The organism is Saccharothrix sp. BKS2 (assembly GCF_047689505.1).
In the GTDB taxonomy this organism is placed as follows: domain Bacteria; phylum Actinomycetota; class Actinomycetes; order Mycobacteriales; family Pseudonocardiaceae; genus Actinosynnema; species Actinosynnema lopnurensis.
In genome coordinates, this window is sequence record NZ_JAUQOL010000019.1 from 59,887 (window position 1) to 80,772 (window position 20,886).

At 73.0% G+C, this 20,886-nt stretch carries 17 protein-coding genes; 10 read left to right on the top strand and 7 right to left on the bottom strand.

What is annotated here, in order from left to right:
• Nucleotides 1–125: 125 nt before the first annotated feature.
• The 6 genes from Q5530_RS32845 to Q5530_RS32870 all read right to left on the bottom strand — a co-directional run bounded on the left by Q5530_RS32845 (nt 126) and on the right by Q5530_RS32870 (nt 5,468).
• The gene (locus Q5530_RS32845) at nt 126–608 is read right to left on the bottom strand and encodes a hypothetical protein (RefSeq protein ID WP_380639373.1); all 483 of its coding nucleotides are present in this window, start codon (nt 606–608) and stop codon (nt 126–128) included.
• Nucleotides 609–621: 13 nt separating this feature from the next.
• The gene (locus Q5530_RS32850) at nt 622–2,241 is read right to left on the bottom strand and encodes a thiamine pyrophosphate-binding protein (protein ID WP_415366691.1); all 1,620 of its coding nucleotides are present in this window, start codon (nt 2,239–2,241) and stop codon (nt 622–624) included.
• A 13-nt stretch (nt 2,242–2,254) separates the two neighbouring features.
• Nucleotides 2,255–3,082, bottom strand: coding sequence for a type 1 glutamine amidotransferase domain-containing protein (locus Q5530_RS32855; protein WP_415366692.1), 828 nt, complete (start codon nt 3,080–3,082; stop codon nt 2,255–2,257).
• A 99-nt stretch (nt 3,083–3,181) separates the two neighbouring features.
• Nucleotides 3,182–3,883 carry an EthD family reductase gene (locus Q5530_RS32860; protein WP_415366694.1) on the bottom strand — a complete coding sequence of 234 codons (702 nt, stop codon included), beginning with the start codon at nt 3,881–3,883 and terminating at the stop codon, nt 3,182–3,184.
• Nucleotides 3,880–4,206, bottom strand: coding sequence for a muconolactone Delta-isomerase family protein (locus Q5530_RS32865; RefSeq protein WP_415366695.1), 327 nt, complete (start codon nt 4,204–4,206; stop codon nt 3,880–3,882). The genes Q5530_RS32860 and Q5530_RS32865 overlap by 4 nt, the downstream gene beginning before the upstream one ends.
• 227 nt (nt 4,207–4,433) lie before the next feature.
• Nucleotides 4,434–5,468 (bottom strand): ankyrin repeat domain-containing protein, encoded by a 1,035-nt coding sequence (locus tag Q5530_RS32870; protein WP_380639382.1) that lies wholly within the window; start codon nt 5,466–5,468, stop codon nt 4,434–4,436.
• A 226-nt stretch (nt 5,469–5,694) separates the two neighbouring features.
• On the opposite strand from Q5530_RS32870, the gene Q5530_RS32875 reads away from it, so the two are divergent.
• On the top strand, nt 5,695–6,639 hold the full coding sequence (locus tag Q5530_RS32875; RefSeq protein ID WP_415366696.1) for a mycofactocin-coupled SDR family oxidoreductase: 945 nt from the start codon (nt 5,695–5,697) through the stop codon (nt 6,637–6,639).
• 72 nt (nt 6,640–6,711) lie between these two features.
• Here the strand turns inward: Q5530_RS32875 and Q5530_RS32880 are convergent, their stop codons facing one another.
• Entirely contained in the window at nt 6,712–7,620 is a 909-nt protein-coding gene (locus tag Q5530_RS32880) for a LysR family transcriptional regulator (RefSeq protein WP_415366697.1), read from the bottom strand.
• A 134-nt stretch (nt 7,621–7,754) separates the two neighbouring features.
• On the opposite strand from Q5530_RS32880, the gene Q5530_RS32885 reads away from it, so the two are divergent.
• The 9 genes from Q5530_RS32885 (at nt 7,755) to Q5530_RS32925 (ending at nt 20,849) form a co-directional block, all read left to right on the top strand.
• Nucleotides 7,755–8,624 carry an oxidoreductase gene (locus tag Q5530_RS32885; RefSeq protein ID WP_415366698.1) on the top strand — a complete coding sequence of 290 codons (870 nt, stop codon included), beginning with the start codon at nt 7,755–7,757 and terminating at the stop codon, nt 8,622–8,624.
• 1,218 nt (nt 8,625–9,842) lie between these two features.
• Entirely contained in the window at nt 9,843–11,261 is a 1,419-nt protein-coding gene (locus Q5530_RS32890; RefSeq protein ID WP_415366699.1) for an MFS transporter, read from the top strand.
• A 201-nt stretch (nt 11,262–11,462) separates the two neighbouring features.
• Nucleotides 11,463–11,930, top strand: coding sequence for a nuclear transport factor 2 family protein (locus Q5530_RS32895; protein WP_415366700.1), 468 nt, complete (start codon nt 11,463–11,465; stop codon nt 11,928–11,930).
• A 193-nt stretch (nt 11,931–12,123) separates the two neighbouring features.
• The gene (locus tag Q5530_RS32900; RefSeq protein WP_415366701.1) at nt 12,124–12,999 is read left to right on the top strand and encodes an ankyrin repeat domain-containing protein; all 876 of its coding nucleotides are present in this window, start codon (nt 12,124–12,126) and stop codon (nt 12,997–12,999) included.
• A 50-nt stretch (nt 13,000–13,049) separates the two neighbouring features.
• Entirely contained in the window at nt 13,050–15,005 is a 1,956-nt protein-coding gene (locus Q5530_RS32905) for a maltotransferase domain-containing protein (protein WP_415366703.1), read from the top strand.
• Nucleotides 15,002–16,678, top strand: a complete 1,677-nt coding sequence (gene treS / locus Q5530_RS32910; protein ID WP_415366704.1) for a maltose alpha-D-glucosyltransferase — start codon at nt 15,002–15,004, stop codon at nt 16,676–16,678. Before Q5530_RS32905 ends, treS begins: the two co-directional genes overlap by 4 nt.
• Entirely contained in the window at nt 16,675–18,075 is a 1,401-nt protein-coding gene (locus tag Q5530_RS32915; RefSeq protein WP_415366705.1) for a maltokinase N-terminal cap-like domain-containing protein, read from the top strand. Before treS ends, Q5530_RS32915 begins: the two co-directional genes overlap by 4 nt.
• Nucleotides 18,065–20,197, top strand: coding sequence for a 1,4-alpha-glucan branching protein GlgB (gene glgB, locus Q5530_RS32920; RefSeq protein WP_415366706.1), 2,133 nt, complete (start codon nt 18,065–18,067; stop codon nt 20,195–20,197). The genes Q5530_RS32915 and glgB overlap by 11 nt, the downstream gene beginning before the upstream one ends.
• Nucleotides 20,198–20,300: 103 nt before the next feature.
• Nucleotides 20,301–20,849, top strand: a complete 549-nt coding sequence (locus Q5530_RS32925; RefSeq protein ID WP_380641217.1) for a nuclear transport factor 2 family protein — start codon at nt 20,301–20,303, stop codon at nt 20,847–20,849.
• Nucleotides 20,850–20,886: the final 37 nt, after the last annotated feature.

Consider the following 20,886-nt stretch of genomic DNA (forward strand, 5'->3'; position numbering starts at 1 on the left):
TGCCTTCGCTCGGTGGTTGGCCTTGGGGCGGCCCGGCCCGGCGGGTTCGTCGACCCGCCGGGCCGGGGCGCGGGCCACCGGCGCGCGTCCCCGCGACGCGCGCCGGTGGCGGGGATCGACGCCTGCTACGCCGCGGCGCTCTCGGGCGCGAACCCGGTCGCGCGCGGGGCGGCGGATCCCGGCATGGGGGTCAGACCCCCGGTGGTGCAGGTGCGGATCTTCGGGCGGCCGTCCCGCAGCACGACCGACCACGTCTCCTTCGCGGTGACGCCGACCCACGCGCTGCTGGGCGACGGCGGCACCCACATCCGGGACTGCCAGTTCACCCGCAGCGCCACCTCGGCGTGCAGCGGCGAGGTCGTCGCCACCTTCACGTCGAGCACGTCGTGCACCTCGTCGAAGTAGGTGCTGGTGGTCTCCCGGTACCAGGCCCGGAAGTCCTCGTGGTCGCGCACCGTGCGCTGCGGCAGGTGCATCACCAGGCCCGCCTCGGTCAGCAGGTCCAGCAGCACCTCGACGTCGTCGTGCCGGTCGAGTGCGGCGAACCAGTCCCGCACCAGGCCGCGCACCGCCGACTCGGTGATCCGGTCACCGGTTCCCCCAGTCATGGTTCCCCCTCCCTCAGTCGATGACCAGGTCGACGAGGTAGGGGCCGTCGTGGGCGAGCATCGCGTCCACGGCGGAGTCCACCTCGTACAGCCTCTCCACCCGCTGCCCCGGCACGCCCAGCGCCGCGGCCAGCCCGGTGAAGCCGATGTCCGGCCTGGACAGGTCGAACGCGGCGGGGAGGGCGCGCGGCGACACCCCCAGCTCCCGCCAGTACTGCTCGATGTTCAGGTCGAGCAGGTGGTAGCGGCGGTTGTTGCAGATGACGAACTTCGCGCCGATGCCGTACCGGGCCGCGGTCCACAGCGCCTGGATCGTGTACATCGAGCCGCCGTCGCCGGTGAACGCCACCACCGGCGCGTCCGGCTGGGCGAGCTTGACGCCCAGCGCGCCCGGGATGCCCACGCCCAGCGAGCCGCCGCGGGTCTGGAAGAACCCGCCCGGCCGCTGCGGCGGCAGGTGCCGGGCCAACGGCGCCGACGCGGTCAGCGCCTCGTCGAACACCACCAGGTCCTCCGGCGCGCGGCGGGCCAGCCGCCGCACGAACCGGTCCAGCACCGTGTCCTCGGTCAGCGGGGGCTCCGGGTGCACCGGGCGGCCCCGCGCGGGCTCCGGCGCGGACCGGGCCGACGGGTCCTGCCGGACCAGCTCCCTGGCCAGCGCGGCCAGGGTGAGCTTCGGGTCGGCCACGATGCCCACGTCCACCGGGTGGTTCTTGGCGATCTCGTAGGCGTCGAGGTCGACGTGCACGATCCGGGCGCCCGGCTTGAACGGGTTCTCCAGGCTGGGGAACACCTCGGGGAACACGTACGTGCCGACGATGAGCACCGAGTCCGCCCCGGCGACCACGCGGGCGCTGTCCCCGCCGAACATGTGCCCGAGCTGGCCGCCGTGCAGGCGGTGCGTGGCGTCGAAGTTGAACTCCGAGGAGTTCACCCCCCACACCTGCGCGTCCAGCGCCTCCGCCACGGCGGTCAGCTCGCGCTGGGCCCCGCTGGTGGCGACGCCGTCGCCCATCAGCACCAGCCGGCGCTCGCCGGCGAGCAGCGTGGTGGCGGCCCGCGCCACCAGCGGGGTTTCCGGGACCACCCGGGTGTTCGGGATCGGGGTGGGGAACACCGGCTCGGTGGTGATCTCGTCCAGCACGTCGGCCGGGACGACGACCAGCACCGGGCCGCGCGGCGGCGTCATGGCGATCTTGACCGCCCGCCGCAGCACCCGCAGCGTGGACGAGGGGTCCAGCACCCGCGTGGCGTACTTCGTCACCGGCTCGGCCATGGCGACCAGGTCGGCCGCCATCTGCCCGTCCATGGCGTCGTAGCGGACCCCCGCCTCGCCGACCACGACGACCAGCGGCGAACCGCCCCGCTTGGCCTGGTAGAGCATGCCGATGCCGTTGCCCAGCCCGACCCCGCTGTGCAGCTGGACCAGGGCCGGTCGCTGCGCGGCGCGGGCGTAGCCGTCGGCCATGCCCACCGCGACGCCCTCGTGCAGCGCCAGCAGGTACTCGACGTCGAACTCGCCGCCCGCGTCCAGGAACCCCTGCTCGACGGTACCCGGGTTGCCGAACATGTACTGGATGCCGTCGGCCGCGAACTGCTCGAAGAGGGCGACCTTTCCCGGCCTGCCGTTCATGGGTGGTCCCCTCCTACCAGCCGAACCGGCGCAGGCCCTGCTCCAGCACCCGCACGAGCAGCTCGCCGGCGGGCACCGAGTCGGGGGTGGAGCGCGCGGTGATGAACGGGTAGTCGACGATGACCGAGGTCTCCTTGCCGACGTTGCCGTGGAAGCGGCCGACGGGGCCGGTCGCGTCGCGCAGGATGTACTCCAGCGGGTACGGCGGCGGGCCCATGTTGAACTCGACACCCATGAAACCGGTGCCGTCCTTGTAGTCGTACTCCTTCGGGTGACCGGTCACGTGCTTGTTCTGGATGATGCTCTGGCGGTTCTCCAGGTCACGCGCGAAAGCGAGCACCGCGACGCCGTAGCACTCCGCGAGAATGGGCTTGTCGGCGTTCACGAAACCGATGACCAGCTCGTGCAGGCGCTCGTTGTTCGCCATGTCGACGATCGGGCCGGAACCGCCGACGAGCACCAGGGCGTCGAAGCTGCCGACCAGGTCGGTCACCGCGCCGTCGAGCCGGCGGTGGTACTCCTCCACCTCGCGCAGGTGGTTGACCGCGCTGTAGTAGGGCCGCTCGGGGACGAGGTCCGCCAGGCTCAGCGGGTTGTCCAGGCGGGGGGAGGCGTCCAGCTCACGGGCGCGGCGGGCCATGTCCGGCGTGGTGACCGAGCGGCCCAGGGGCGGGTCGAGGTACTCGGGGTCGAGGCTCGGCGGCAGGGCCTGGGGCCGCTTGCCGGTCGGCGTGAGGAAGGTGGTGCGGTAGCCCGCGGCGTCGAACGCCTCGACGGGGCCGACCAGTTCCTCACCCCAATAACCGTACTCGGAAAGCACGACCAGGATTCGCTTGGTCACAATTCTCCTCAAACAGGTTTTCGGTGGGGTCTCGCACTTCTCATCCAACCGTTTCCGGATGGGTTTGGCGAGAATTGCCGGACGATATTCCGGACTTGACTAGATGACGTTTTCCGACGGGCCGACGACCCAGTTCTCGCGGACCGCGAGGGTGTGCACGTACCGGGGTTCGGTGAACGTGGCGAGGTCGGCCATCGCGCGCCGGAACTCCGGCGTGCGCAGGGCGGCGCGCAGGGCCGGCGCGTCGTCGAACCACAGCTGGTAGGCGCAGTCGAGGGTGGCCTCGCCGACGCCGTACGCGCCGTCGCGCGTGTGGTTCTGGTAGTACCGGCGCAGGCCGGGGACCTTCGCCACCAGCGGGGCGTGCGCGTCCCGGCTGTACTGGCGGAACTCGGTCAGCGGCATCCCCTCGCGCCGCTTGACCAGCACGAACAGCTTGGTGCCCGGCAGGTCGGCCCGCTGCGGCGGCCCCTCGACCACCACGTGCGCCTCGGTGTCCATGACCAGCGTGCGCCAGAACGCCGCCCACCTCGGCTCGTCGAGCCGGGCGCCCTCCAGGAACTCCGGCGTCTGCAACGACGCCAGCTGCTCCTCCTCGTTGGCGAGCCAGATCTCGGCCACGCCGGACCACAGCGGCTCCGCCTCGTCGAGGCCCAGCTCGACCCTGGTGTCCACCGCGTACTGCCGGATCTGCGGGATCCTGCTCGCGTAGCGGACGGCGTGCTCCTCCACCCAGTAGCGGTGGAACTCCTGCTCGCCCATGCCCGGCCGGGGTGAGGCGAAGATCAGCTGGTGGATCATCGGCCGGTCTCCGCCTCGGTAGGGCGGTAGCGGTTGGCCACGTCCTCCGCGAAGCCGAGGTAGTCGCGCAGCGGCCAGATGACCTCGAACTCCAGGTACTCGCGCATCGGCAGGCGGAACACCGACCGGTCCAGCTCCTCCGCGGACTCCGCGTCGACCACCGCGATGACCCGCTTCTGGCCGGCCACCTTCCACAGGCCGATGCAGTAGCCCGAGCTCAACGTCTCCTCGGCGTGGCGGGTCTCCTCCTCCTCGAGCTCCCACAGCTCGTCGAGGCTGATGCGCCCCTCGTGGTTCCACTTCATCTGGCAGTAGAACAGCATGGTCCTCTACTTCCCTTCGGCAAACGCGCGAGTCGTACGTTCCGGTCGGTCGTGTCGTACGTTCAGGACCTCCGAATTCAGCACTCAGGACCACCGCGGTCACGACCTCACCGGTCCCGAACGTTGAACTCGGGGGTCCTGGAGGTACGACACGACGGGCCTGGACGTACGACTCGCGGGGTCTGTACGTACGACTCGCGGGTACTGGGCGTACGACTCGCGCGGGGTCAGGCGTTGCGGATGGTGGTGGTCAGGGGGTGGTCGGGGCCGAAGACGGCGACCGCCATCTCCAGCGGCGTCCTGCCGTCGTGGCCGACCAGGTCCAGGCGGGCACCGGCGCGGACGAGGATGCGGGCGCAGTCCTCGAAGCCGTGCCACAGCGCGTCGTGCAGCGGGGTGTAGCCGTTGGTGGAGCCCTGGAAGTCGATGTCCGTGCCGGGGGTCTCGACCAGCACCCGGGTGATGTCGGCGTGTCCGTTGTAGACGGCCTTGTGCAGCGGCACGGCGCCGAACGTCGGCTCGGTCGCGTTCACGTCGGCGCCCGCGGCGATCAGCGCCCGCACGATCTCGGTGTGACCGTCGCGGGAGGCGACCAGCAGCGGCGTGTGCAGGTCGTTGAAGCCGTTGAGCACCGGGTGGCGCGCGTCGACCTCGGCGCCGTTGGCCAGCAGCACCTGCACGCCGATCAGGTCGCCGGCGACGGTGGCCGCCATCAGCGCCTGCCGCTCCACCGCGCGCTCGTCGGCCTCGATGCGCCGCTTGAGCAGCGCCTCCGCGGCCAGCAGCTTCTCCTGGCCGCGGGTGTTCACGTTGATCGCGTACTCGAAGTGGTCGCGCATCGAGAACCCGTAGTGCGTGGCCAGGTTCAGCCCCGCGTTCCGGTCGAGCAGGTAGCCGACGATCTCGGGGTGCTTGTACCAGAACGCGTCCAGCAGCGGCGTGTGCCCGGTCGTCACCGCCACCGCGTCGATGAACGCCCCGGCCTCCACCAGCGCCTTCACCGTCTCCAGGTCGCCACCCTGCACCGCCTTGTGCAGCGCGGTGCCACCGGCGGCGCTGTCGGTGGTGTAGACGTCCGCGCCGGCGTCGACGAGCAGCCGCACCAGGCCGGCGTTGCCCTTGCCCGCGGCGATCATCAACGGCGTCAGGCCGTCGGAGCCGCGCGAGTTCAGGTCGACGCCGTTGCGCAGCAGGCCGCGCACCTCGGCCACGTCGTCCCGGCGGACCGCGTTGAGCAGCAGCGTGCGCACCGCGTCACTCATGGAACTCTCCTTGGGTGGGTTTCTGGGCACGGCCGATTTCCCTTGGAAAACAGGGGGTTCGGGACGACGTGCCCGGGAACGAGGCCCAGTCAACTAGCGGTCGGTGACGGCCGACAAGGCGCGGTGCGCGACTGGGTGGACTTGACCGGGTGCACGAGTGCTATTACCAAACGGCATCGTCGCGGGTCTTGGACACCGCGCGGGCCCGCTCACCACGATCGTGGCCATGACGGAACAGGCCAAGGTGAGCAGGCGGGCGCTGCTGGCGGGCGCCGGTGCGGCGGCGGGCGCGGCAGCGGGTGTGGTGGCGGGCGCCGGCGGGGCGCAGGCCGACGAGAACAGGGGCGGTGACCTGCGCGGGCAGGTCGCGCTGGTCACCGGCGCGGCCCGCGGCATCGGCCGCGCCACGTGCCTCGCGCTGGCCCGAGCGGGCGCGCACGTGGTGGCGCTCGACATCGCCAGGCCGGACGCGATGGAGCTGGACTACCCGCTCGGCAGCGAGGCCGAGCTCGACGACACGGTGCGCCGGGTGCGCGCGCTCGGCCGGCGCGCCACCGCGGTGAAGGCCGACGTGCGGGACGCGGCCCGGTTGCAGGAGGTGGCCCGGCAGGCCGTGCGCGAGTACGGGCGGCTGGACATCGCGGTCGCCAACGCGGGCATCTGCACCTACAACGCGATGGCCGACATGTCGCCGCGGCAGTTCGCCGACGTCATCGACGTCAACCTGGTCGGCGTGGCGAACACCATGCGCGCGGTCGTGCCGCACCTGGTCGCGCGCAAGAGCGGGTCGGTCATCGCGGTGGCCTCCAGCGAGGCCCGCCACGGCGCGCCGCTGCTGCCGCACTACCAGGCCGCCAAGTGGGGCGTGGTCGGCCTGGTCAAGGCCCTGGCCACCGAGGTCGGGCCGGCCGGGGTGCGGGTCAGCGGCGTCGCGCCGACCGGCACCCGGACGGCGATGGTGCTCAACGAGGCCACCTACCGGTGGGCGGGCGGCACGACGGTCGAGGACCTGGAGCGCGCGCTGCGCTCGTACAACACCCAGCCGGTGGGGTTGATCGAGCCGGAGGACGTGGCCGACGCGATCGCGTTCCTCGCCTCGCCGCGCGCCCGCTACGTCTCCGGCACCGTCCTCGACGTCACCGCGGGCGCCAGCGCGAAGTGGAACGCCTAGCGGGGCGGGCGGCCCCGGGGTGAGCGGCCCCGGGGCTGGCGGTCCCGGGGCGGTCCGGGAGCCGGGGGGCGCTCAGACGTCCCCGGCTGAGGCGGGCGTCCCGACCAGCTCCCGGACGACCTCGGCGAAGTCGGCGACCAGCGGGTTCGTGCTGGTCGCCGGCCTGGCGAAGGCGATGCGCAGCGGCGCGACGTCCGTGATGGGCCGCCACACCAGGTCCGGGCGGGCGTAGTAGGCCGCCATCGAGCGTGGGCCGATGCAGATGGCCTCGCCCGCGGCGACGTGCTCCAGCATCTCCTCCACGTTGCCGTTCTCCGGACCCCACACCGGCTCCGAGCCGTCCGGGCGCGGGTTGACCGCCCACCAGTCCACCCAGAAGCGGGGCGCCTTGCGCGTCCACACCACCGGGTCCTCGCGCAGGTCCATGATGGAGACGCGGTCGCGGTCGGCCAGGCGGTGCTTCGCGGCCAGGCCCACCAGCCGCTCCTCGACCGCGACGATCTCGGTGTGGAAGCCGGTGGTGTCGGCGGGCAGCCACAGGAAGGCGATGTCCACCAGGCCGTCGCGCAGGGCGGCCACCTCGCCGCCCCAGTCGAAGCGCTTGGGTTCGACCGTGACGTCCGGGTGGCGCGCGGCGAACGCGGTGCGCGCCCTCGTGGTCAGCGGACCGGCGCCGGTCGCCTCGAAGCCGATGCGCAGCACCCTCTTCTCGGCGGCGGCGATGCCGCGCGCGGTGCGCTGGGCGGCCTGCCAGTCGGCGATCAGCCCGCGTGCCACGGGCAACAGCGCCTCGCCCGCGGCGGTCAGGTGGACCTCGCGGCTGGTGCGTTCGAACAACGGGATCTTGAGGTCGGCCTCCAGCTGGCGGATCTGCCTGCTCAGGGCCGGTTGCGACACGAACAGCCGTTCCGCGGCGCGGGTGAAGCTGAGCTGTTCGGCCACCGCGACGAAGTAGCGCAGGACGCGGGTGTCGACGTCCATCGGAGTTGGGAGCCCCCTCGAAATAGCGATCTATGCCGTGAGCGTATGGGCAAGGGTCTTGGACTTCCGGTGAAGTCCCGGTGTCTCCTGGATCGTGCAGGGCTGACCGGTCCACGGGCGAGGAGGACCTTTTCATGAGCACGAACCAGGTACCGCACCACGGCGGCGCCGAGACGGCGCGGGTGTGGTTCATCACCGGTACTTCTTCAGGTCTGGGCAGGGCGATCGCGGAGAACGCCCTGGCCCACGGCGACCTCGTCGTCGCCACGGCCCGCAACGTCGAGACCCTCGCCCCGCTGACGGCGATCGCGCCCGATCGCGTGACGCCGCTGCGGCTCGACGTGACCGACAGCGAGCAGATCGCGCACGCGGTGCAGGACGCCATCACCTGGCACGGTCACATCGACGTGCTGGTGAACAACGCGGGGCACGGTTTCCTCGGCGCGGCCGAGGAGACCCCGGACGACGAGCTGCGGGCGTTGATGGACGTCCACCTGCACGGGCCGGTCGCGTTGACCAAGGCCGTGCTGCCGCACATGCGGGCGCGGCGGACCGGGGCGATCGTGCAGATGTCCAGCATGGGTGGGCAGGTGGTGTGGCCGGGGTTCTCGGCCTACTGCGCGGCGAAGTACGCCCTGGAGGGGTGGTCCGAGGGGTTGGCGGCCGAGGTCGCCGACTTCGGGATCAAGGTGCTGGTGCCGGAGCCCGGCGCGTTCCGCACGGCGTTCGCGGGGAGCGCGCTGCGGTTCGGGGCGCCGATCCCCGACTACCAGGACGTGATGGAGCCGGTCCGCAAGTTCGTGCGCGAGATGGACGGTACCCAGTCGGGTGACCCGGCCAAGGCGGCGGAGGCGATCCGCGTGGCGCTCGACGCCCCGCGCACGCCGCTGAGGTTGGTGCTCGGCAACGACGCCGCGGACGCGATCAGCGCCCGGTTGGACGCCGTGCGGGCCGAGTTGACCGAGTGGGAACCGGTCGGCCGGGCCACCGAGATCGAGAACTGAGAGCGACGCCGTGCCCGCACACCAGCCGCGGGGCCTGACGCGCCCCGCCCACGCCCGAACCCACCCGCTCGCCCCGCGCGCCGGCGACCACCTGGTTGCGACCGGCGGCGCGGCGCGGCGAGCCCACTGGTTCGCGGTGGCAGGATCGCGGGCCGCGGCTCTTGCTCGGATGACCCGCGTGGGGCGGGTCTTGGCTTCGGGGCGAGGTTTGGGGGTGGCTTCGGGGCAGGTCTCGGGGCCGGTCTGCGGGCCGGTTTCGAGGCGGGCCTTGGGGTCGGCCTCCGGGCCGGTGGCCTTCGAGCCGGTCCCGGGGTCGGCTTTCGGGTCGGCCTCAAAGCCGGTCCCAGGGCCGGCTTCAAAGCCGGCCTCCGGGTCGGTCTCCGGGTCGGTCCGAGCGCGCACGACTCCGGGGCCGTCGACGAGCTCCCGCTCAGCGCTTCCCGGGTCTGCCCGAAGCGACAACCGGGACATGCTCCTGGCGGGTCCCGAACCCCATCCCGGCCAACTCCCCCTGCACGACCCACCTCACCCCACCACCGCGAACAGCCGACCCACCCGCGCCTACCGGGCTTGCCGACCTGCGCCGCTCCGTCGGCTCACGCCGCCTGGGCGGGTGCGCGTTCGCGGGTGCGTGTCCGCACAGGCGCGGGTGCGCGTCCACGGGCGTGTCCGCGACAACGCGTGTGCCTGCGGGGGCGCACGTGTCCGCGGGGGCGGCCGTGTCCACGCTGGCAGCCGTGTCCGCGGGGGCCGGCGCCGGGGTGTCCGCCGTGGGGGCGGGCACGTGGGTGTGCTTGCGGGTCGAGCAGTTGGGGTCGCGGTCGGGGGTTGGCTGGTGCCCTGGTCCGGTGGCTGGGCTCTCCGTTCTCGTTCGGCCCGGGGGCCGGCGGGGCCGGGGTGGTCGGCGGGCCGGGGTGGTTTCGGGGGGCCTTCTTTCTCAACCGATGGTCGAGACCCCCGTTTACGTACATCTTGCGGCGATGATCACCCGATCGTGCGACCGGCCGCCCTGCGCCGGGACAACCGTGACATGGCTTCGATCATCCCGCCACCCGTAACGCGCCTGCTCGCACCCGCGCGCTGACGCGCGGTCGAGCCGAGCAGGCCGGCCGACTCGCGCGGCCGCCCCCCCAGCGAGGTACCGAGAGTGCTCGGACATCGACGAGCCCCGGGACCCCCGAGGGTGGCGCCGCGCCCGTGAACTGGAGAACAACCACAGTGTCCACCCACGTCGACCCGGTCGACACCACCACCCGGAAACCCGAACCCGACAACCCCCGCTGGCTCGCGGTCATCGTCCTGGCCGCCGCGCTGGCGCTGGACACCAGCAGTGTCGCCGTGGTCAACGCGGCGTTGCCCGTGATCGGTCGCGAGCTCAACATCGGCAGCACCGGGCTCCAGTGGGCGATGACCTCCTACGCGGTCACGTTCGCGGGGTTCCTGCTCTTCGGCGGGCGCGCCGCCGACGTCCTCGGGCGGCGCCGCGTGTTCACCATCGGGGTCGGGCTGTTCACCGCCGCGACCGTCGTGGCGGCGGTCGCGCCGGCCGCCGAGGTGCTGATGGTGGCCCGCGCCCTCCAGGGCGTCGGCGCCGCGCTGTCCGGGCCGGCCTCGCTGGCCCTGCTCACCGAGCTGTTCCCGGAGGGCCCGCGCCGCAACCGCGCACTGGCCGTCTACACGTCGGTCGGCGCGTCGAGCTTCAGCGCGGGCGTGGTGATCGGCGGTGTGCTCACCGACCTGTTCAGCTGGCGCGCCGTCTTCGTGTTCAACCTGCTCATCGGCGCCGCCGTGCTCCTGGCGGTCAGGTCGGTGCTGCCCGCCGGCCGCCGCAAGCCGGAGAAGCTGGACGTCGGGGGCGCCGCGGCGGTCACCGGCGGTCTGCTGCTCGCGGTCCTCGGGTTGAGCCAGGCCAGTCACTCCAGCTGGACCGACCCGCTGACCGTGGCGCCGCTGGTGCTGGCCGCGGTGCTGCTGGTCGGGTTCGTCCGGTGGGAGCGCCGGGTCGCCAACCCGCTGCTCCAGCTGGGCATCTTCCGGATCCCGGCGGTGTCGGCGGCGACGGTGGCGGCGGTCGCGTTCTTCACCGCGGTGCTGGCCGTGCTGTTCTTCGCCCCCCTCTACCTCCAGGGCCTGCTCGGCTACACGCCGATGCAGTCCGGGCTCGCCATCCTGCCGATGGGCGTGACGGTGGTCGTCAGCTCGAACATCGCGGGCCGGGTGATGGCCCGCACGGGTCAGCGGCCCCTGCTGATCACGGGTCTGCTGCTGATCGCGGCGGGGGTCGGGCTGTGGGCGGTCACGCCGCTGGACGGCGCGTACTGGCCGCACGTCTTCCCGGCCGTGTTCGTGATGAGCATCGGCCAGGGCGTGGCGTTCGCGGGTCTGACCGCGGCGTCGCTGACCGGCGTCCCGCAGCACGAGCACGGCGTGGCGGGCGGGCTGAACGTCACGGCCCAGCAGCTCGGCGGCAGCGTCGGCGTGGCCGCCCTGGTCACGCTCGCGGCCACGGTGAGCACGTCCGGCGAGCCCGCCGACGTGCTGGCCGGCTACCACGCCGCCTACCTCGCCGCGATCGCCGTGATCGGCGTCGGCATCGCGGTCATCGCCGTGCTCCTGCGAGGCGCCCGGCGCTCCTGAAACCACCTGTCTCGGGGCTCCCCGCGCCACCCGCCTTGTCCCCCGGGGTCGGGGCGCGGGGACTAGGTGCACGCCATTCCCCGCATGAGTGCACTGAATCCCGATCTTCGGCCCGGAGGTTCCCCAGACCTCCGGGCCGAGGGGGTATGCCTTGAAGTTTCCCGATCGAGTGAGGAACCCATCATGCACCGACGAATCGGCTTGGTCTCGTTAGTCCTGGTGGCGGTGGCCGCGTGCGGCGGTCAGGAGCCGACCACGAGCCAGGACCGGGGTCAGGACCAGGTCCAGGCGCAGACGACGGGCGGCACCGCCGCGGCGGTCCCCCTGTCCGACGCCGACCGCGCCGCGGCGCCCGGCCTGGCCGAGCGGTTCCTGGAGGCGGCCAACGCGGGTGACGCGGAGGGCGTCGCCGCGGTGTTCGCGGAGGACGCGCGCTTCGACAGCGTGGGTCGTATCTACCCGTCGCGCCAGGACATCATGGACCGCTTCCTGGGGCCCGAGGTCATCGAGGCGGGTGGCCGGTACGCGGTCACCGGCACGGCCTGGAACGGCGACCGCTACCGCGTGGACTACGACTACGACACGGGCCACGGCGGCAAGGAGGTCTTCTACTACGAGTACCTGGTGCGCGACGGCCTGATCCAGGACGTCATCGGGCGCTACAGCTAACGCCCCCGCACCACGAGGACCCGTCGCGGCAACGCGGCGGGTCCTCTTTTTTCGTCCAGGCCAACGCTTCTTGGTCAGGTCGGCGCGGCAGTTGGGCATGTTGCCGCAGTCGCGCCCGGTTCCTCGTGTCCTGTGTGGATCGCTGCCAGCCTGGAGGCGCAGGGGATTTCCCCACCGCTGAGAGGACATCCGCATGGACACCCGCAAGATCGTGGACGACTGGTACGGCGCCATCGGCCGCGGCGACATGGAGGCGATCACGGCGGGGCTCTCGCCGTCGATCGTGCTGGAGCTGCCGCAGGACCAGTGGAACGCGGTGATCCCGTACCTGGGCACGCACGTCGGCCTGAACGAGGTGGCCGAGGCGTTCCGGGTCCGCGCCGAGACCACCGAGGTGCTCGACTACGGCCTGCGCGGCCTGGTCGTGGACGGCGACACCGCGTGCGCGGTGGTCTACACGAAGGGGCGGCACACGCGCACGAAGGTGTTGTTCGAGATCGAGGACATGCACAAGGTGGTCCTCAACGAGCAGGGCAAGATCACCCACTGGAAGGTGTACTTCGACCCGAACACCGAGGTCAACGCCTTCAACGCGGACCGCGAGGAGCGCCTGCACGCGGCCGCGGTCGCGGGGGACGTGGACGGGGTGCGCGACCTGCTGGCCTTCGGCGGCGACCCGGACCACCACGACGCGCGCACCGGCCTGACCGCGCTCCAGGCGGCCGCCTCGCGCGGCGACGACACGACGGTCCGCACGCTGCTCGGCGGCGGCGCGGACGTGCTGGTCACCGAGCGCTCCGGGCAGACCGCGCTGCACAAGGCCGCCGAGCAGGGCAGCGCCGAGGTGGTCACCGCGCTGGTGCGCGCGGGCTCGATCGTCGACGCGCCGGTCGCCACCACCGGCCAGACGCCGCTGCACATCGCGGTCCGGCACGGCAACACCGGGGCCGCCCGGGTGCTGCTCGCCTCGGGCGCCCGGCCGGACCTGCTCGACCACCTGGGCCGGACCCCGCTGGACCTGGCGCGCGAGCTGCTCGCGCCGGAGGCCGCGCGTGCGCTGTTCGGCTGAACCGGTGACCGGGGCGGAGCGGGACGAGCGGGACCGAGGGGAGGGCTGAGGTGAGCAGCGGGCGGTTGGTGGTCGACGACGTCACCCCCGAGGTCAGCTCGGGCCGCCACCCGGCCAAGGCCGTGGTCGGCGAGCACGTGCCGGTGGTGGCCACGGTGTGGCGGGAGGGCCACGACGCGGTGGCCGCGACGGTGGTGTGGCGGGGTCCGGGCGGTGCGCGCGGCGAGGTCCGGATGGTGCCGGCGGAGGAGGGGCTGGACCGGTGGCACGCCACCGTGGTCCCGGACCGCGAGGGCCGCTGGACGTTCCGGGTGGACGCCTGGAGCGACCCGTGGACGACGTGGCGGCGGGCGGTGACGGCGAAGCTGGCCGCCGGGCAGGACGCCGAACTGCTGGCCAACGACCTGGAGGCGGGGGCGCGGCTGCTGGAGCGCGCCGCCCGCCGCCTGCGCCGCCGCGCCGAGCGGCCGCTGCTGCGCCTGGCCGCGGCGACCCTGCGGGAGCGGGAGCACGGGTTGGCGCGGCGGGTGGAGCAGGCGCTGTCGGACGCGGTGGACCAGGTCATGCGCCGGCACCCGGTGCGGGAGCTGGTGACCAGGGGCACGCCGCACCCCGTGTGGGTGGACCGGCCCCGGGCCCGGTTCTCCGCCTGGTACGAGCTGTTCCCCCGCTCCACGGGCGGCGTGGGCGCGGACGGCGAGCCGGTGCACGGCACGTTCGCCACCGCGGAGGCGGAGCTCAAGCGCGTCGCGGACATGGGTTTCGACGTGCTGTACCTGCCGCCGATCCACCCGATCGGCGAGGTGAACCGCAAGGGCCGCAACAACAGCACCACCGCCGGCCCCGGTGACGTGGGCTCGCCGTGGGCGATCGGCTCGCGGGACGGCGGGCACGACGCGGTGCACCCGGCGCTGGGCACGGTGGAGGACTTCCGGCGCTTCGTGTCCCGGGCGCACGACCACGGCCTGGAGGTGGCGCTGGACCTGGCGCTCCAGTGCGCGCCGGACCACCCGTGGGTGGTCGAGCACCCGGAGTGGTTCACCACGCGCCCGGACGGCTCGATCGCGTACGCGGAGAACCCGCCCAAGCGGTACGAGGACATCTACCCGCTCAACTTCGACAACGAGCCGGAGGGCCTGTACCGCGAGGTGCTGCGGGTGGTGCGGCACTGGATCGCCCAGGGGGTGCGGATCTTCCGGGTGGACAACCCGCACACCAAGCCGCCGGACTTCTGGCACCGGCTGATCTGGGAGGTCAAGGAGGGCGACCCGGACGTGCTGTTCCTGTCCGAGTCGTTCACCCGGCCCGCGCGCCTGCACGGGCTGTCCCGCATCGGCTTCACCCAGCACTACACCTACTTCACCTGGCGCACCGCCAAGGAGGAGCTGGAGGAGTTCGGCCGCGGCCTGGTCGAGCACGCCGACGAGGGCACGCCCAACCTGTTCGTCAACACCCCGGACATCCTGCACGGGTCGTTGCAGCACGGCGGGCGCGGCATGTTCGCGCTGCGGGCGGCGCTGGCGGCGACCCTGTCCCCGTCGTGGGGCGTGTACTCGGGCTACGAGCTGTTCGAGCACGAGGCCGCGGCGCCGGGCAGCGAGGAGTACCTCGACTCGGAGAAGTACCAGCTGCGGCCGCGCGACTACGCGGGCGACACCCTCGCACCGTGGCTGACCAGGCTCAACGAGATCCGGCGGGCCCACCCGGCGCTGCACCGGCTGCGCACGCTGCGGTTCCACGCCACCGACAACGACCGGCTGGTCGCCTACTCCAAGACCGACCCGGCCACCGGCCGCGCGGTGGTCTGCGTGGTCACCCTGGACCCGGACCGACCGCAGGAGGGCACCGTGACGCTCGACCTGCCCGCGCTCGGGCTGCCCGAGGGCGCCCGGTTCCGGGGCCGCGACGAGGTGACCGGGGAGACCTTCGACTGGGGTGCCGCCAACTACGTCAAGCTCGACCCGGACTTCGCGGTCGCGCACATCGTGTCCGTGGGGGAAGCGTGAAGAAGGCCCAGCCGCTGCCGGTGGACCGGGACTGGTACAAGCGCGCGGTGTTCTACGAGGTGCTGGTCCGCGCCTTCAACGACGCCGACGACGACGGCACGGGCGACCTGCGCGGTCTCGCCGCCAAGCTGGACTACCTCCAGTGGCTCGGCGTGGACTGCCTGTGGTTGCCGCCGTTCTACGCCTCGCCGCTGCGCGACGGCGGTTACGACATCTCCGACTTCCGGGCGGTGCTGCCGGAGTTCGGCACGGTCGAGGACTTCGTGCACCTGCTGGACGAGGCGCACCGGCGGGGCATCCGGGTGATCACCGACCTGGTCATGAACCACACCAGCGACGCCCACCCGTGGTTCCAGGCTTCGCGCGCCGACCCGGACGGGCCCCACGGCGACTTCTACGTCTGGAACGACGACGACCGGAAGTACGCCGAGGCCCGCGTCATCTTCGTCGACACGGAGACCTCGAACTGGACCTACGACCCGGTGCGCGGCCAGTTCTACTGGCACCGGTTCTTCTCCCACCAGCCGGACCTGAACTACGAGAACCCGGCCGTGCAGGAGGCGATGCTCGACGTCCTGCGGTTCTGGCTGGACCTGGGCATCGACGGGTTCCGGCTGGACGCGGTGCCGTACCTGTTCGAGGAGGAGGGCACGAACGGGGAGAACCTGCCCCGGACGCACGAGTTCCTGAGGCTGTGCCGCAAGGTCGTCGACGACGAGTACCCGGGCCGGGTGCTGCTGGCCGAGGCGAACCAGTGGCCCGCCGACGTGGTGGCCTACTTCGGCGACCCCGAGGTGGGTGGCGACGAGTGCCACATGGCGTTCCACTTCCCGCTGATGCCGCGCATCTTCATGGCGGTGCGGCGCGAGTCCCGCATCCCGATCTCGGAGATCCTGGCCCAGACCCCGGAGATCCCGGCGGGCGCGCAGTGGGGCATCTTCCTGCGCAACCACGACGAGCTCACCCTCGAGATGGTCACCGACGAAGAGCGCGACTACATGTACGCGGAGTACGCGAAAGACCCGCGGATGAAGGCGAACATCGGCATCCGGCGCCGGCTGGCGCCGCTGCTGGAGAACGACCGCGACCAGCAGGAGCTGTTCACCGCGCTGCTGCTGTCGCTGCCTGGCTCGCCGGTGCTGTACTACGGCGACGAGATCGGCATGGGCGACAACATCTGGCTCGGCGACCGCGACGGCGTGCGCACGCCGATGCAGTGGACGCCGGACCGCAACGCGGGGTTCTCCCACGCCGACCCGGGCCGGCTGTACCTGCCGACCATCGCCGACGCGGTCTACGGCTACCAGGGCGTGAACGTCGAGGCGCAGCTGAGCACCACCTCGTCGCTGCTGCACTGGACGCGGCGGGCGCTGGCCGTGCGGCGCGCCCACCCGGCGTTCGGGCTGGGCACGTTCACCGAGCTGACCTGCGCGAACCCGAGCGTGCTGGCGTACCTGCGGGCGCACGGCGACGACCTGGTGCTGTGCGTGAACAACCTGTCGCGGTTCCCGCAGCAGGCCGAGTTCGACCTGGCCGAGTTCGCGGGCAGCCTGCCCGTGGAGCTGACCGGCGGCGTGGTGTTCGCGCCGATCGGGGCCGACCCGTACCGGCTCACCCTGCCCGGTCACGGTTTCTACTGGTTCGCCGTCCACCGCATGGGAGACCACCGATGAGCCGCCCCGAGGGGACCGCGCTGCGGCCCCGGCTGGAACGCGCCCTGGCCGCCTGGCTGCCGTGGCAGCGCTGGTTCGGCGGGAAGGGCAGGCCGGTCGCCGGCGTCGAGGTCGAGCAGCTGGTGGAACTGGTCGACCAGCGCGCGTCCGGCGGGCCGCTGGGCCTGCTGGCCGTGGTGGCGGTCCGGTTCGCCGACGGCGGCGACGCCGAGCGGTACCAGGTGCCGATCGGGGTGCGCACCGCGCTGCCGGACCGGCTCGCACCCGCCGTGCTGGCCGGGTTCGACGGGTGCGTGGTGTACGACGCGACCGGCGACGCCGAGCTGAACGCGGTGCTGCTGCGGCTGATCGGGCAGCGCGCGGGGCGCGGCGGCGTCGGGTTCACGCCCGAGCCGTCCTTCGCCGGGGCGAGCAAGCGCGGCCTGGTGGGGCGGCCGATCGGGGCCGAGCAGTCCAACACCTCGATCGTCTACGGCGACCGGTACATCCTCAAGCTGTACCGGCGGGTCGCGGCCGGGCTGAACCCGGACCTGGAGGCTCACCGCGCGCTGCGCCGGGCCCGGTCGCGGCACATCGCGCCGCTGCTCGGCTCGATCGAGGGCGAGGTGGGCGGCGAGCCCGCCACGTTCGGGATGCTCCAGGCGTTCGCGGCCAACGCCGCCGAGGGCTGGGCGATGGCCATGACCAGCGTGCGGGACCTGTTCGCGGACACCGACGCGGACCCGGACGCGGCGGGCGCCGACTTCGCCGCCGAGGCGCGCCGGCTGGGCGGCGCGGTGGCCGCCGTGCACGCGGACCTGGCCCGCGAGCTGGGCACGGGCACCGCGGACCCGCGGTCGGTGGCCGACGACATGCTGGCCCACCTGGAACCGGCGCTGGTCGCGGTGCCGGGCCTGGCGCCGTACGCCGACCGGCTGCGGGCGGCGTTCGCCGGGGTCGGGGCGCTGCGCGAGCGGGTGCCGGTCCAGCGCGTGCACGGCGACCTGCACCTGGGGCAGGTGCTGCGCACCCCGGCCACCTGGCTGCTGATCGACTTCGAGGGCGAGCCCGCCGCGCCGATCGCGGAGCGCACCGAGCCGCGCTCGCCGCTGCGCGACGTGGCCGGGGTGCTGCGGTCGCTGGACTACGCCGCGCAGCACCAGCTCCGGCTGTTCCACCCCACGCCGGAGCTGCGCCGGCGGGCCCGGCGGTGGACCGCGCACAACCGGGAGGCGTTCACCGCCGGGTACGCCGAGGCGGCCGGGGTCGACCCCGCCGGGCGGCTGCTGACCGCGTTCGAGCTGGAGAAGGCCGTCTACGAGGCGGTGTACGAGACGCGCAACCGGCCCGACTGGGTCGACATCCCGCTGCGCGCGGTGCGGCGGCTGCTCGGGGAGGAGGACCTCGATGACCGTTGAGCTGTCCCTCGTGGACGTGGGCGCGCCGGACTCCGGCGCGGTGGACCGGCTGCTGGCCGGCACGCACGCCAACCCGCACCTGGTGCTGGGCGCGCACCCCCGGCCCGCGGGCGCGGTGGTGCGGGCGTGGCAACCGGGCGCGGACGCGGTGGCCGTGGTGACCGGCGACGAGCGGTTCGAGCTGGTGGAGCTGCGCGGCGGGCTGTTCTCCGGCGTGGTGCCGGTGCGGTTGGCCGACTACCGGTTCGAAGTGGTCCGCGGCGACCGGGTGGAGCGGGTGGACGACCCGTACCGGTGGCTGCCGACCGTGGGCGAGCTGGACCTGCACCTGATCGGGGAGGGCCGCCACGAGCGGCTGTGGGACGTGCTCGGCGCGCACCCCCGCGAGCTGGGCGGCGTGGCGGGCACGGCGTTCGCGGTGTGGGCGCCGAACGCGCTCGGCGTGCGGGTGCTGGACCTGCCGATGCGGCGGCTCGGCGGCGGGGTGTGGGAGCTGTTCGCGCCTGGCGTGGCCGCGGGCGCGGAGTACCGGTTCCGGGTGCTGGGCGCGGACGGGGTGTGGCGGGACAAGGCCGACCCGCTGGCGTTCGCGGCCCGGCCGCCCGTCTCCGTGGTGCACTCCTCGACGCACGAGTGGGGTGACGCGGCGTGGCTGGCGGCGCGGGAGGCCACCGACTGGTCGCGCGCGCCCGTGTCCACCTACGAGGTGCACCTGGGGTCGTGGCGTCCAGGCCTGGGTTACCGGGAGCTGGCCGTCGAGCTGGCCGACTACGTCGTGGAGCAGGGGTTCACGCACGTGGAGCTGCTGCCGGTCGCCGAGCACCCGTTCGGCGGGTCCTGGGGCTACCAGGTGACGTCCTACTACGCCCCGACCTCGCGGTTCGGCTCGCCGGACGACTTCCGGCACTTCGTCGACACCCTCCACCAACGTGGCATCGGCGTCATCGTGGACTGGGTCCCCGCCCACTTCCCGCGCGACGACTGGGCGCTGGCCCGGTTCGACGGCACCCCGCTCTACGAGCACCCGGACCCGAGGCGCGGCGAGCACCCCGACTGGGGGACGTTCGTGTTCGACTTCGGCCGGCCGCAGGTGCGCAACTTCCTGGTGGCCAACGCGCTGTACTGGCTGGAGGAGTTCCACGTCGACGGCCTGCGCGTGGACGCGGTGGCGTCGATGCTGTACCTGGACTACTCGCGGCCGGACGGGGAGTGGGAGCCCAACGTCCGCGGCGGCCGGGAGAACCTGGAGGCGGTGCGGTTCCTCCAGGAGCTCAACGCCACGGTGTACCGGCGCCACCCCGGCGCGGTGGTGATCGCCGAGGAGTCCACGACCTGGCCCGGCGTGACCCGGCGCACCGACCACGACGGGCTCGGCTTCGGGTTCAAGTGGAACATGGGCTGGATGCACGACGGCCTGCGGTTCTTCGGCCTGGAGCCGGAGCGGCGGGCGGCGCGGCAGGGCGAGGTGGCGTTCTCGCTGAGCTACGCGTGGAGCGAGAACTTCGTGCTGCCCCTGTCGCACGACGAGGTGGTGCACGGCAAGGGCTCGCTGTGGCGGCGGATGCCCGGCGACGACCGGGCCAAGGCCGCGGGCCTGCGGTCGCTGCTGGCCTACACGTGGGCGCACCCCGGCAAGCAGCTGCTGTTCATGGGCGGCGAGTTCGGGCAGCGCGACGAGTGGTCGGAGTTCGGGCTGGACTGGCACCTGCTCGACTCCCCGGTCCACGCGGGCGTGCGGCGGCTCGTGGCGGACCTCAACGCGACCTACCGGGCCACGCCCGCGCTGCACGAGCTGGACACCTCGCCGGACGGGTTCGAGTGGGTGCACGGGGACGACCTGGTGCTCGCGTTCCTGCGCCGCGGCGAGCACGACGTGGTGGCGTGCGCGGTGAACCTCGCCGACGAACCCCGGCGGGACTACCGCGTCGGGCTGCCGCGCGCGGGCGCCTGGCGCGAGGTGCTCAACACCGACGGCGTCGACTACGGGGGGTCAGGGGTGGGCAACCTCGGCACGGTCGTCGCCGAGTGGACGCCGTACCACGGGCAGCCCGCCTCGGCGGCCCTCACCCTGCCGCCGATGGGCGTTTTGTATCTCATGCCCGATACTCATGCGGATGTGTAATCGCCGAAGGTATTGGACTGGTCACGCTCGGCGATCTTAGGTTCGAGGTGCCGACGGATCCCCCACCCCCGACGGATCCGCGACCCCTCAACCAGGAGTGAGCATGACGACGGAAAACCCCACAGGCGTGTCCCGGGCCGATGTCCTGCGCGGCGTCGGGATGACCGCGGTGGGCGTGGCGGCGGGCTCGCTGCTCGGCGCGGGCAGCGCCGCCGCCACCCCGGCCCCGCCGGAGCACCCGAACGTCAAGCTGATCAAGGACTACTACGAGGCGTACGCGTCGGGCGACCTCGACCGGCTGCGCCGGTTCTTCGCCAACGACATCCGGTGGACCATCCCCGGCCACCACCCGCTGGCGGGCACCAAGGTCGGGGTCGAGGAGGTGCTGGCGTTCTTCGCCGAGCTGGGGCGGGCGGGCTTCCGCGCGGAGCCCCTCGCCTTGGCCCCGGACGGCGACTGGGTCATCGACCTGCACCGCGGCTGGAGCACCCGGCCGGAGGGCCTGGACATCACGTGGGCGCTCGCGTTCCGCATCCGGGCACGGCGCATCGTGGAGGCGGTCAACTTCGCGGGCGACCAGCACGCGGCCGACCAGTACTTCTGGCGGGTCTACCGGCTGGCCCGCATCCCGAACCGGCTCGACCGCCGGTGACGGGCCACGGGTGACGGGACGCCGGGTCGGGCGGGCG

Coding starts and splice junctions, on each gene's coding strand:
- Q5530_RS32845 (WP_380639373.1), bottom strand. CDS start 608: ATGACTGGGGGAACCGGTGACCGGATCACCGAGTCGGCGGTGCGCGGC.
- Q5530_RS32850 (WP_415366691.1), bottom strand. CDS start 2,241: ATGAACGGCAGGCCGGGAAAGGTCGCCCTCTTCGAGCAGTTCGCGGCC.
- Q5530_RS32860 (WP_415366694.1), bottom strand. CDS start 3,883: ATGATCCACCAGCTGATCTTCGCCTCACCCCGGCCGGGCATGGGCGAG.
- Q5530_RS32865 (WP_415366695.1), bottom strand. CDS start 4,206: ATGCTGTTCTACTGCCAGATGAAGTGGAACCACGAGGGGCGCATCAGC.
- Q5530_RS32870 (WP_380639382.1), bottom strand. CDS start 5,468: ATGAGTGACGCGGTGCGCACGCTGCTGCTCAACGCGGTCCGCCGGGAC.
- Q5530_RS32875 (WP_415366696.1), top strand. CDS start 5,695: ATGACGGAACAGGCCAAGGTGAGCAGGCGGGCGCTGCTGGCGGGCGCC.
- Q5530_RS32880 (WP_415366697.1), bottom strand. CDS start 7,620: ATGGACGTCGACACCCGCGTCCTGCGCTACTTCGTCGCGGTGGCCGAA.
- Q5530_RS32885 (WP_415366698.1), top strand. CDS start 7,755: ATGAGCACGAACCAGGTACCGCACCACGGCGGCGCCGAGACGGCGCGG.
- Q5530_RS32900 (WP_415366701.1), top strand. CDS start 12,124: ATGGACACCCGCAAGATCGTGGACGACTGGTACGGCGCCATCGGCCGC.
- Q5530_RS32915 (WP_415366705.1), top strand. CDS start 16,675: ATGAGCCGCCCCGAGGGGACCGCGCTGCGGCCCCGGCTGGAACGCGCC.
- glgB (WP_415366706.1), top strand. CDS start 18,065: ATGACCGTTGAGCTGTCCCTCGTGGACGTGGGCGCGCCGGACTCCGGC.
- Q5530_RS32925 (WP_380641217.1), top strand. CDS start 20,301: ATGACGACGGAAAACCCCACAGGCGTGTCCCGGGCCGATGTCCTGCGC.